The organism is Streptomyces sp. SCSIO 30461, from assembly GCF_037023745.1.
GTDB lineage: Bacteria > Actinomycetota > Actinomycetes > Streptomycetales > Streptomycetaceae > Streptomyces.
Window position 1 is genome coordinate 2,532,765 of record NZ_CP146101.1, and the last position, 11,180, is coordinate 2,543,944.

Below are 11,180 nucleotides of genomic sequence, written 5' to 3' on the forward strand. Positions count from 1 at the left end.
TGCGGTGACCGCGTCACCATGGGCGGGGCACACGGGGATACCGCGGTGTGCTTCCACGACCTTGAGTGTCGGCGTTCCCTTTCCCTGAGCTGATCGGCTCACCCCCGGGGGAGGTCGCGGGTGGCGTGTGGGAAGCGGGACAGCTCGGCCAGCACGGTGTCCCAGGAGCGGCACAGGGCGTTCTTCTGCCGGATCGCGAGCCGTCCCGCCTCGTGGCGCAGGCACGTTCCGACGGTGGCGAGGTCCGGGTGGTGGAGATCGCGGACCGGGTGCTGGTGAGGGAGCGCGGTCGCGTACCCGGCGGGGCGTACCGAGGTGCTGAGAGTGTCGGGTCCGAGCCGCCGCGCGGAGAGGAAGGCGTCCAGTCCCTCCCGGTCGGCGGCGAGGGCGAGGCCGGGGCCGACCAGGTCGTGGCGGGGGGTGGCGCCCCGGTTGAGGTCTGCGGTGTGCGAGGTGTACGCGGCCGAGAACGCGAGGCGGAACGGGCGGGCACCGTCGGCGACCAGGGAGCGCCAGCGCGAGTCCCCCAAGGTGCGTTCGTACTCCTCGTAGCACTGCCGGGCAAGGGCCGCGGCGGCGCGGCGCCCGGCGGAGGGAGGTGCGCCGGGACGGCGGGCCAGGCGGGCGTCGATCCCGTCGGCGAGCAGCCGTAGCGGGAGGGTGGCCATGGCGCCGGTGTGCGAGAGGTCCCGGCCGGCGGCGCGAGCCCGCTCGTAACCGGTGAGGAAGGCCTGCAGGACCGTGCGGCAGGCGGCGGGGCTGAGGACGAGCTGCGCGTTGACCCCGATCCCTTCGGCGAGGCAGTCGGCGACGGTACGGGCCGAGCTGCCGGAGGCATCGGCGACGGTGATGCCGACCAGGAGGTTGGGCCGGTCCACGGCCCTGCGCAGGGTCCGTGCCTCGGCGAGCAGGGTGTCCCGGTCCCCGCTGGGGGGCAGCGGCAGGGTCGCGAACCCGTCGCGGCCGCCGGTGCTTTCGGCGACGGGGCGCAGGGCCTCGCACATCAGCCGGCCGTCGTGGGCGAGCAGGACACGCAGGGCGGGCCCCGCGGGGGTTTCCAGGAGGGCGAGGTCGTGCAACTGTGCGCGGTAGGAGCGGTCTTCGCGCAGGGTGAAGGCGGTCCGCGCGGGGTGCCAGGAGGCCCCGGTGACTGCCCCGAGCGCGACGAGTCCGGCCAGCTCCCCGGAGGCCGCCGTGCGGCGGTCGCAGCCTTCCAAGTGAAGGGTGACCTGCTCGCCGGCGAGGCGGTGGTGGAAGGCGGAATCCGCGGCGGATCGGGCAGAGGTGGCGAGCATGGCGAATCCTGCCTGTCCCTGGGAGATGGCGTCAGAGGGGTGCCGGGCGGGGGCCCGGGATGGCGACAGCGGTCAGGAGGAGTCCCTCCGCCACCGTCCACCGGCCGGCCAGCTCGGTCAGGGTCTGGCCGTCGAGCACCGGTCCGGGGACTCTCAGCCGGGCGGTGAACGACCAGGAAGCCGGATGGAGTTCGAGGTCAGCGGAATCGAAGTCCAGAGTCCGGTGGGTGAGCGGGGACCAGGCCTTGAACAGGGACTCCTTGGCGCTGAACAGCAGCCGGTCCCAGTAGGTGCCGGGGTGCCGGTGGGCGAGCGTGCGCAACTGCTCGCGTTCTGCGGCCGATGTGACCTCGCGGGCCACGCCGGGCGGCAGCGCCAGGTGCGGCTCCGCGTCGATGCCCAGCGCCCGCCAGCGGTCGGCGGGCGCCACGGCGGCACCCCGGTAGCCCTCGCAGTGGGTGAGGGAGCCGATGGTGCCGGCGGGCCACAGTGGCTCGCCGCGGCGGCCGGTGAGCACCGGCTCGGCCGCCCACCCGAGGGCGACGAGCGCCTGGTGGGCGCACACGCGGACCGTGGCGAACTCGCGGCGCCGTTCTTCGACGGCGTCGCGGATCAGGGCCAGCTCCGCCGCGAAGAGCAGCTCCCGCGGGAAGTCCCCGACCGTGTCGACCGAGACCGTCCCGGGCGGGAGGATCTCCTGGATCATACGGGGGTCACTCCCGGGTGCCGATGAAGAGGCCGCGCCCGGACGGGCCGCCCTCCTGGAACTCGACGGCGAGGCCGGCGCGGGCGAATGCCCGCTCGTAGGCGTCGCGCGTGAAGAGGGTGATGAGGTGGGTCTCGGAGAGGTGCGTGATGTCCTGGCCGGGCTCGGCGATCAGGTAGTGCACGTCGATGCGGGTGGCGCCGCTCTCCAGCCGCGAGTGCGAGACGCGGGAGATGGTCTTGCCCTCCGCCTCGGTGATGGACGCGCCCACGAAGCCGGGGGTGAACGTGGCGGGGAACCACCAGGGTTCGACGACGACGACACCGCCCGGTTCGAGGTGGGCCGCGAAGCGGGCCAGAGCCGCGTCGAGTTCGGCCTGGTCACGCATGTGGCCGATGGAGCTGAACATACAGGTGACGGCGGAGAAGGCGGTGTCGAGCGTGAAGTCGCGCATGTCGCCGAGGTGCACGGGCACGTTCGGGTTGCGGCGGACCGCTATGTCCCGCATGTCCGAGGAGAACTCCACGCCCTCGACCCTGTCGAAGGCGCCGTTGAGATGCTCCAGGTGGAGGCCGGTGCCGCAGGCCACGTCGAGGAGGCTGCGGGCGCCGGGCGCGCGGGAGGCGATGAGGGCGGCCAGGTCCGTCGCCTCGCGTGCGTAGTCCTTGCCCTTTCCCTGGTGGACCAGGTCGTAGAGGCGGGCGACGCCGCCCGCGTAGCCGCTGTTCGCGGGGGCTTCGGTGGTGGTCACGTCGTCTCTCCTCGGCTGGGGTGTGCGGTGTGCGTAGGGCCCCGGCGGGCCGCGAGGCGTTCGAGGGCCGGGACGAGTTCCGCCGGGGAGGGGTCGGCGAGGGCCTCGTCGCGCAGCCGGTGCGCGGCCGCCGTGATCGAGGTGTCGGTGAGGACCCGGATGACCGCCTCGCGCAGGGATGCGGCGTCGAGCTTCTCGGGCGGCAGGTCGATGCCGGCGCCATGTTCCTCGTGCATGCGGGCCTTGAGCGGGGCGTCCCACAGGGAGGCCACGATGATCTGCGGTACGCCGTGCACATGGGCGGTGTAGCCGGTTCCGGCGCCGCCGTGGTGGACGATCGCGGCGCAGGTCGGCAGCAAGGCGTCCAGAGGGACGAAGTCGACGACGCGGATGTTGGCGGGCAGGGCGTCGCGGTCGTCGAGTTGGGTCGCGTCGAAGGTCGCGACGAACTCGGCGTCGATGTCACCGAGGGCGTGCAGCAGGTCCTCCAAAGACACCGCGTCGCGGCCGAAGGTCTCGCGGGCGGAGACCCCGAGGGTGATGCAGACGCGCGGCCGTGCCGGCGGGGCGTGCAGCCAGTCCGGTATGACGGAAGGGCCGTTGTAGGGGACGTAGCGCATCGGCAGGAGCTCGCCGGGCACAGGTATGCGCAGACTCGCGGGCGCCGGGTCGATGGTGGCCTGCCCGCCGACCATCTCCTCGACGGTGGCGGCGTCGGGGGTGATCCCGAAGCGTTCGAGGGTCCACGCCAGCCATTCGCCCATCGGGTCCTCGCGGCGCTCCTCGGGCTGCGCGGCCAGCAGTTCGAGGAACTGGCGGCGCGCGTTGAGGACCACGTCGGGGCCCCACAGCAGACGGGCGTGGGCCGCGCCCGTGACGTGCGCCGCGATGGGACCGGCGTACGTGAAGGGCTCCCAGAGCACCAGGTCGGGCTGCCAGGCACGGGCGAATGCCACGATGTCGTCGATGGTCGTGTCGCCGTTGAGCGGCGCGAAAGACATGGCCGTCATCATGGTCTGCTGGCCGAGTGCGTGCTCCCAGCCGATCGGCTCGGTGACCGTCTCGGCGAAGTCGAAGCCGACCTGATAGGGGGTGGGATCGCCGCCGATCTGCGTCATCAGCTCGATGATCGAGTCGAGGTCGCCGACGGGTACCGCGGTCAGTCCGGAGCCGTTGACCACCTCGGTGAGCGCGGGCTGGCTGGCCACCCGGACCTCGTGCCCGGCGGCGCGCAGCGCCCAGGCCAGCGGTACCAGGTTGTAGTAGTGCGTGTTGTGCGCGAAGCACGTGATCAGGACGCGCATGGCATCGTCCGCCCTTGGCTGGCTCGTTGCGGTCGGGGTCGTGGTCTTCTGGGTTGGCGGCCGTCTGCACGGCCGCCAACGCCGGGGCCCGCCATCAGGCCGCCCTGGCGACGGGGAAGCTCGCGGGGGCGCCCAGGACCGGCGAGCGCAGCCGCGTGACCTCTTCGCCGGCCGTGCGCAGGGTGGGCAGGGACTCGGCGAGCGCGCCGAGCGCCGCGCGGGCGAGCACCCTGACCAACCGGCCCGAGAGCGCGAAGTGCAGGTCCGTGGGGAGCCCGAAGGGAGCGGCGTCCGTGGGCGCCTTCGGATCGCGGTTGACAGCGGGGACGAGGATGGTGACGTGGCTGCCGGCGGGCAGTGTGGTGCCTGCGAGAACGGTGGTGGTGCGTGCGGTGCGGGTCTCCAGCCGGACCGGCGGGGCGTGGCGCAGTGTGTCCTCGACGACCTCGGCGGCCAAGGCGGGGTCGTCGGCCAGCCGCTGCCAGGCGCCGGGCTCTGTGAGGACCCCGCGCACGGCGTTGGTGATGAGCACGGCGGTGGTCTCGGCGGCGCTGACGGCGAGGATCGAGGCGGCCCGGGCACTGTCGGCCCGGGCACTGTCCGCCCCGTTCTGGTGGAGCCCTTCGGCGAGCAGCGCGGCCAGGGTGGCTTCGGCCCGCTCCGCAGCGCGCGCCACGGCATGGGGCTGGGGGCAGAGCAGTCCGTCGAGGGCGTGCCGGCAGCCGGTCAGGGTGCGGGCGAACCGCTCCTGGGTGGCCTTGGGCAGGTCGAGCTGCCCGGCGAGCACACGGCCGACGAGATGGCGCGCGAAGTCCTCGGCGAGGTCGAAGCGTTCGCCGAGCCCGGCGAGGATCGAGCGGCTGGACTCCCACGCCCGCTTCTCCACGCGCTCCTCCCCGGCCGTCCACAGCATCGAGCCGCCGAGGGGGGCGAGGCGGGCAGCGGCCTCCCGGTCCACGGCGAGCAGGGCACTGCGGTACGGGAGCCCGTCGTCGGCGGCGTCATCCGGGCCCGTACCGGGCCCGTCGAAGGCGTCGCAGGCGACTATCGCTTCGGCGACGGCGCGGTCAGCGGTCACCCAGGTGCCGAGTGGCGCACTGTGGAACAGCGGCCCCTCGGCGCGGACGCGTTCCTCGTGGGGACGCGGGTCCTCCGCGCCGGAGCGCAGGATCAGTCCGTAGGGGTCGTTCTGGATGCCCGCGAACCACTGGGCGGCGCGGGTGAGCTGGTTCCTGCGGGCCCGTTGGGCGCCCGCGAGGGCGGTCTCGCCGCCGGGGTGGTCGGTCAGCGGCCCGGAGGTCATGTGGCGACTCCTGATCATCGGTCACCGCCGGTCAGCACATCGAGCCAGGCATCGACGCTGCGCGCGGTGGTCGGAGCGTGCTCGGTCATCATCGTGAAGTGGTTGCCGGGTACGTCGATGACGGTGTGGGCGCCGTCCCAGACGGACCGCCAGTCCGTCAGCGGGTCGGTCCACGCGGCCATGGGCTCGCCGGCCCGCAGGTGCAGGACCGGGGCGCGGGTGGGCTCGGGGACCCAGTCCAGCAGCAGCCGGTGGAAGGCGCCCATGGCGGTGAGCCGTGTGTCGTCGAGCGTTATGACCGTACGGTCCATCGCCCAGCGGAGCATGACGTCCCGCCAAGTGCCCATCGCACCGGGGGCACTGGGGGTGTAGATGTCGGCCAGCACCAGGGCGGTGGGCCCGGTGCCGCGGGCCTCCAGATGCTTGGTGAGCGCGTGGGCGACGTTGGCTCCGGCGGAATGACCGACCAGGGCGTACGGCCGCCCGGCGGCGTACCGCGCGATGGCCTCGGCATGCGTGGCGCACAGCGTCTCGATGGTGCCCGGCAGCAGTTCACCGGGCCTGAAGCCGGGCTGGGGCAGCGCGGTGACCGTCCGGCGGCCGGCGAGGGCGGCGGCGAACGCGGCGAACTCGGCTGGGCCGGAGACGGCCGCGGTGCCGGTGACCGCGATGAGCAGCGGGCCCAGGTCACCGGCGGGACCATCGGCGAGCCGGATCGGGGTCACGGGCTGCCGCGCGGGGTCGTCGAAGGCCGGGCGCAGGGCGGAGACGGCACCGAGGGCCTCGGCGGCCTCGGCCCCACGGCTGTCGGCGACCGCGCAGCGGTACACCGACACCAGGGTGGTGTCGTCGGCGGTACCGGTGGCCGTGGAGCCCGTCGCGTCGACCGGGTCCCGCAGGAGGTCAAGCAGGTGGGCGGCGAGCGTGTCCGTGGTGTTGTGGTCGTAGAAGGTCTCCAGGGGCAGGTCGGTGGCGGAGGCGGCGCTGAGTCGGCGCCGGAATTCCGCGATGCCGAGGGAGTCGAACCCCACCAGGGTGAAGGGCTCGTCGGCGGCGACCTCGTCGGGGCTCTCGTAGCCCAGCACGGTGGCGGCCTCAGTGCGGACCAGGGCCCGGACTGCGGCGGCGCGCTCGTCGGGGCCGAGGGTGGCGAGTTCGGCGCGCAGCTCGCGCCGCAGAGGGACCCCCGGGGTTCCGTCGCCGCCGGCCGCACCGCGGCAGGCTGGGCCCGGGTCCGCACCTGGGACCGGGGCGAGGGCGGCCAGCGGGGAGATGAGCGGGCTGGGCCGCCGGGAGGTGAACCCGAGGGCGAACCGCTCCCAGTCGGTATCGGTGACGGTGACCTGGGCCTCGCCGTCGGCGATGGCGCGGAAGAGCTCGGTGAGGGCGTCCTGCGGGTCCATGGGGCGCAGTCCTCTGCGGCGCAGGTACTCGGTGCCCTCGCCGTCGCCCATGCCGCCGCCGCCCCACAGCCCCCATGCCACGGAGGTGGCGGGCAGACCGTCGGCGCGGCGGCGCTCGGCGAGTGCGTCGAGACCGGCGTTGGCTGCGGCGTAGGCGCACTGGCCCGCGCTGCCCCAGACGCCCGCGCCGGAGGAGTACAGGACGAAGGCGTCGAGGTCGAAGCCCCGGGTGAGTTCGTCGAGGTGCCGGGCACCGGCGACCTTCCCGGAGTAGACCTCGGACACGAGTGCGGGGCCGGTCTCGGTGAGCGGGCTGATCTGGGGGACGCCCGCGGCGTGGAAGACGGCGGTCAGTGGGGCGTCGGCGGGGATCTGTCCCAGGAGCGCCGCCAGGGCATCGCGGTCGGCCACATCGCAGGCGGCGAAGGTGACCTTGGCGCCGAGGGCGAGTATGTCGGCTTCAAGGTCCGCGGCGCCGGGGGTTCGGGCCCCGCGCCGACCGACGAGCAGCAGGTGCTCGGCGCCCTCACGGGCGAGCCGGCGGGCGAGGTGGCCGCCGAGGGCCCCGGTGCCGCCGGTGACCAGGACACTGCCTCGGGGGTGGTAGGGGGCATGGACCCGCGGCGCGGGGGCGACGGTGAGCCGGCGTCCGAGCAGGCCGGTGCCGCGCACGGCCACTTGGTCCTCGGGGCCGCCGAGTGCTTCGACCAGGAGTCGCCAGGCCTCGTCCTCCCCGGAGGCGACGGGGGTGGCGGCGGCGATCCCGGCGCCGGCCACGGCGTCCGCTCCTGCGAAGGGGCTGGGGGTGGCGGCGGTCCCGGCCACGGCGTCCGCTCCCGCTTCGGGCAGGTCCACGAGTCCGCCCCACAGGGCGGGGAGTTCGAGCGCGGCGACGCGTCCGAGCCCCCAGAGCTGTGCCGCCGCCTCCCGCGGCCGCTCGCCGGGGGACGTGGTCACGGCCCCCCGGGTCGCGCACCAGAGGCGGGCGGTCATGGATGTCTCCTCCATCGCCTGGACAAGGGACAGGGTGGCTCGGACGGCGGCCGGGACCGGTCCGGTGCCGGGCCGCTCTCGATCATCCGCGCCGAGAAGCGAAAGGACCCCCTCCACGGCTGAGGCTGTGTCACCTTGGGCACCGGCGGGCGATTCGGCAGGGGAGGCCTGGGGCGCCTGTGGTGCGAGGACCGCGGTGAGTGCGGCCCGGTCGGCCTGCTCGGGGTCGACCTGGAGCCGGCGGACATGGGCGCCGCGGGCGCGCAGTGCCCGCTCGGCCCGGTCGGCGGTGGCGGGGTCGGCAGCCGCCCCGGAGGGCTCCACCAGCAGCCAGGTGCCGGTCAGTGGTGGGACGGTGCCCGGGTTCGCGCAGGCGGCCAGCGGGCTCCAGGTGATGTGGTGGCGGCGGGGGCCGGTGGCGGGTCCGCGGTCGGCCCGCCGGCGCGGCGTGGGGGCGATCCAGTACCTGCGGTGTTGCCAGGCGTACACGGGCAGCGATACCGGGCGGTCGGGGGCGGAGGGGAACAGCCGGCCGCGGTCGATGGCGGCGCCGCGGCTGGCGGCGATGGCCACCGCCCGCAGCAGGGTGGCCGGTTCGGGACGACCGCGGCGCAGGACGGGAACCATCACGGCGGGCTCCGCGCCGGGGTCGACCGCGGACAGGACCTCCTGGGCCATACCGCAGAGCACACCGTCGGGGCCGAGCTCGACGAAGGTGGCCGCGCCCAGGTCACGGGCGGTGCGCACGCAGTCGGCGAAGCGGACGGCGGCGCGGACGTGCCCGGACCAGTAGGCGCCGGTGCGCAGGTCATCGCCGGCGGCACGTCGGCCGGTGACGTTGGAGATGACGGGAAGCCGGGGCGCGCGGTAGGAGAGTCCGTCGGCGAGGGCACGGAACTCCGCCAGCATGGGGTCCATGAGCGGGGAGTGGAAGGCATGGCTGACCGTCAGCCGCTTGGATTTTCGGCCGCGTTCGGCGAGCAGTTCCGACACCTGCCCGACGGCGGTCTCAGTGCCGGAGACGACCACGGACCGTGGGCCGTTGACGGCGGCGACGGCGAGGGCGTCCTCGTGACCGGCCAGGATCTCGTGGACCTCGTCCTCGGAGGCCCGTACGGACAGCATCGCGCCACCGGCCGGGAGGGCCTGCATCAGCCGACCGCGTGCGGCGACGAGGGCGCAGGCGTCGTCGAGGTCGAGGACGCCTGCCGCGTGGGCCGCGGTGATCTCGCCGACGGAGTGGCCGATGAGGATGTCGGGACGCATGCCCCAGTGCTCCAGCAGCCGGAACAGGGCCGTCTCGACGGCGAAGAGGGCGGCCTGGGCGTACTGGGTCTGGTGCAGCAGGGCTTCGTCGGGGGTGCCCGGCGCGGCGTCGAGCACGGCGGTGATCGGGCGGCCGAGGTATGGGTCGAGCCGCTGTGCGACAGCGTCCAGGGCCTGGGCGAAAACCGGTTGGGCGGCGCGTAGTTCGCGGGCCATGCCGGGGCGCTGGCTGCCCTGTCCGGTGAAGAGGAAGGCGGTTCTGGCCTCGCGGCGGCGCACGCCGGTGACGACGGCGGGCGAGGGGGCGCCATCGGCCAGACGGTCGAGGCCACGGGCCAGTTCCGCGTACGAGTCGCCGATGATGACGGCCCGGTGCTCGAAGGCGGTGCGGGTGACGGCCAGGGCGTGCCCGACGGCCTCGGCGGTGGCGCCGGTGGCGGCCGGTCCGGCGAGATGGGTGCGCAACCGGTCGGCTTGGGCGCGGAGCGCTTCGGCGGAGCGGCCGGAAAGGAACCAGGCGACGGGGCCCTCGGGGTCCCGCCCGCCTTCGGGGACGGTGTCGGTCGAGGCGCTCGCCGCGGTCGCCGGGGTCCCGGCGGACGCCCTGTCCGAGGCGTCGGCGCCGTCGGCGGCTCCCGCCGCTTCCTCCACGATCACGTGGGCGTTCGTTCCTCCCACTCCGAAGGCCGAGACCCCGGCGCGGCGCGGGCGTCGGCCTGCCGGCCAGGCCACCGGCTCGGTGAGCAGCCGTACCTGCCCGGAGGACCAGTCGGCGTGCGGGGTGGGGGTGGCGGTGTGCAGGGTCTTGGGCAGCAGCCCGTTGCGCATCGCCTGGATGGTCTTGATGACCCCGCCGACGCCGGCGGCGGCCTGCGCGTGCCCGATGTTGGACTTGAGGGAGCCGAGCCACAGGGGCCGGTCCGCCTCGCGGCCCTGTCCGTAGACGTCGAGCAGGGCCTGCGCCTCGATGGGGTCGCCCAGCATGGTGCCGGTCCCGTGTGCCTCGACGGCGTCGACGGCCTGTGGATCGAGCTGGGCGTCGGCGAGGGCGGCGCGGATGACGCGTTGCTGGGATGGCCCGTTGGGGGCGGTGAGGCCGTTGCTGGCACCGTCCTGGTTGACGGCGGAGCCGCGGATGACGGCGAGCACGTTGCGTCCGGCCCGGCGTGCGTCGGAGAGCCTCTCCAATACGAGCACCCCGGCCCCCTCGGCCCAGCCCGTGCCGTCCGCGTCGGCGGAGAAGGCCTTGCAGCGGCCGTCCGCCGCGAGGCCCTTCTGCCGGGAGAACTCGACGAACGCGGCCGCGTCGGGCATCACCGCGGCGCCGCCGGCCAGAGCCAGACCGCACTCCCCGCGGCGCAGCGCGGCGACAGCCAGGTGCAGGGCGACCAGCGACGAGGAGCATGCGGTCTCCACCGTCATGGCCGGGCCTTCGAGGCCGAGGGCGTAGCTGATCCTGCCGGAGAGAACGGCGTCGGCGCTTCCAGTCAGCAGGTAGCCCTCGGAACCGGAAGGGACTCGGTCCAGGTCGGTGGCGTACTCGGCGTGGGCGGCGCCGATGTAGACGCCCGTGCCGGACCCACGCAGTGAGCGCGGGTCCAGTCCGGTGCGCTCCAGGGCTTCCCAGGACACTTCCAGCAGCAGCCGCTGCTGGGGGTCCATGACGACGGCCTCGCGCGGTGAGATCCCGAAGAACGCGGCGTCGAAGTCCCCGGCGCCGGCGAGGAACCCGCCCTGGTTGCAGTAGGTGGTGCCCTGCGACTCACGGTCCGGGTCGTAGAGTCCCTCGAGGTCCCAGCCGCGGTCCTCGGGGAAGGGCGCGATGGCGTCCGTCCCGGAGGAGACCAGCTCCCACAGGGCCTCGGGGGAGTCGACTCCGCCGGGGTAGCGGCAGGCCATGCCGACCACGGCGACGGGCTCGCGGGCGGCTGCGGCCAGTTCCCGGTTGCGCCGACGCAGTCGCTCGGTCTCCTTGAGCGAGGTTCTCAGCGCCTCCATGAGCTTTTCGGATGACATGGCCATCAGGGGTACCTCTCTGGGCGGGTCGGGCGGAGCAGCGGCATCGTGGCTGCCGGGTCGGGCGCGGCTTAGGGTGTGTTGCGAAAGTAGCTCCGTCCGCCCGCAGGGCGGGGCCTGCGGCGTCTGGTGCGTGCGATCGC

General features: G+C 74.3%; 6 protein-coding genes. All 6 read right to left on the reverse strand.

Annotation, left to right across the window (positions count from 1 at the left end; all coding sequences use genetic code 11):
- Window positions 1–98 precede the first annotated feature (98 nt).
- The 6 genes from V1460_RS11300 to V1460_RS11325 all read right to left on the reverse strand — a co-directional run bounded on the left by V1460_RS11300 (window position 99) and on the right by V1460_RS11325 (window position 11,043).
- The gene (locus tag V1460_RS11300; protein WP_338673610.1) at window positions 99–1,295 is read right to left on the reverse strand and encodes a transaldolase family protein; all 1,197 of its coding nucleotides are present in this window, start codon (window positions 1,293–1,295) and stop codon (window positions 99–101) included.
- Window positions 1,296–1,326: 31 nt separating this feature from the next.
- Window positions 1,327–2,001 (reverse strand): 4'-phosphopantetheinyl transferase superfamily protein, encoded by a 675-nt coding sequence (locus V1460_RS11305; protein ID WP_338673611.1) that lies wholly within the window; start codon window positions 1,999–2,001, stop codon window positions 1,327–1,329.
- A gap of 7 nt (window positions 2,002–2,008) precedes the next feature.
- Window positions 2,009–2,752: a class I SAM-dependent methyltransferase gene (locus V1460_RS11310; protein WP_338673612.1), complete on the reverse strand. Its 744-nt coding sequence runs from the start codon at window positions 2,750–2,752 to the stop codon at window positions 2,009–2,011.
- On the reverse strand, window positions 2,749–4,056 hold the full coding sequence (locus tag V1460_RS11315; protein ID WP_338673613.1) for an activator-dependent family glycosyltransferase: 1,308 nt from the start codon (window positions 4,054–4,056) through the stop codon (window positions 2,749–2,751). Before V1460_RS11315 ends, V1460_RS11310 begins: the two co-directional genes overlap by 4 nt.
- A gap of 94 nt (window positions 4,057–4,150) precedes the next feature.
- The gene (locus V1460_RS11320; protein WP_338673614.1) at window positions 4,151–5,359 is read right to left on the reverse strand and encodes a P450-derived glycosyltransferase activator; all 1,209 of its coding nucleotides are present in this window, start codon (window positions 5,357–5,359) and stop codon (window positions 4,151–4,153) included.
- A gap of 14 nt (window positions 5,360–5,373) precedes the next feature.
- Window positions 5,374–11,043: a type I polyketide synthase gene (locus tag V1460_RS11325; protein WP_338673615.1), complete on the reverse strand. Its 5,670-nt coding sequence runs from the start codon at window positions 11,041–11,043 to the stop codon at window positions 5,374–5,376.
- Between the last annotated feature and the right edge of the window lie 137 nt (window positions 11,044–11,180).

Bases quoted from the DNA above. Each gene is read 5' to 3' on its own strand.
- V1460_RS11300 (WP_338673610.1), bottom strand. From the start codon at position 1,295: ATGCTCGCCACCTCTGCCCGATCCGCCGCGGATTCCGCCTTCCACCAC.
- V1460_RS11305 (WP_338673611.1), bottom strand. From the start codon at position 2,001: ATGATCCAGGAGATCCTCCCGCCCGGGACGGTCTCGGTCGACACGGTC.
- V1460_RS11315 (WP_338673613.1), bottom strand. From the start codon at position 4,056: ATGCGCGTCCTGATCACGTGCTTCGCGCACAACACGCACTACTACAAC.
- V1460_RS11320 (WP_338673614.1), bottom strand. From the start codon at position 5,359: ATGACCTCCGGGCCGCTGACCGACCACCCCGGCGGCGAGACCGCCCTC.
- V1460_RS11325 (WP_338673615.1), bottom strand. From the start codon at position 11,043: ATGGCCATGTCATCCGAAAAGCTCATGGAGGCGCTGAGAACCTCGCTC.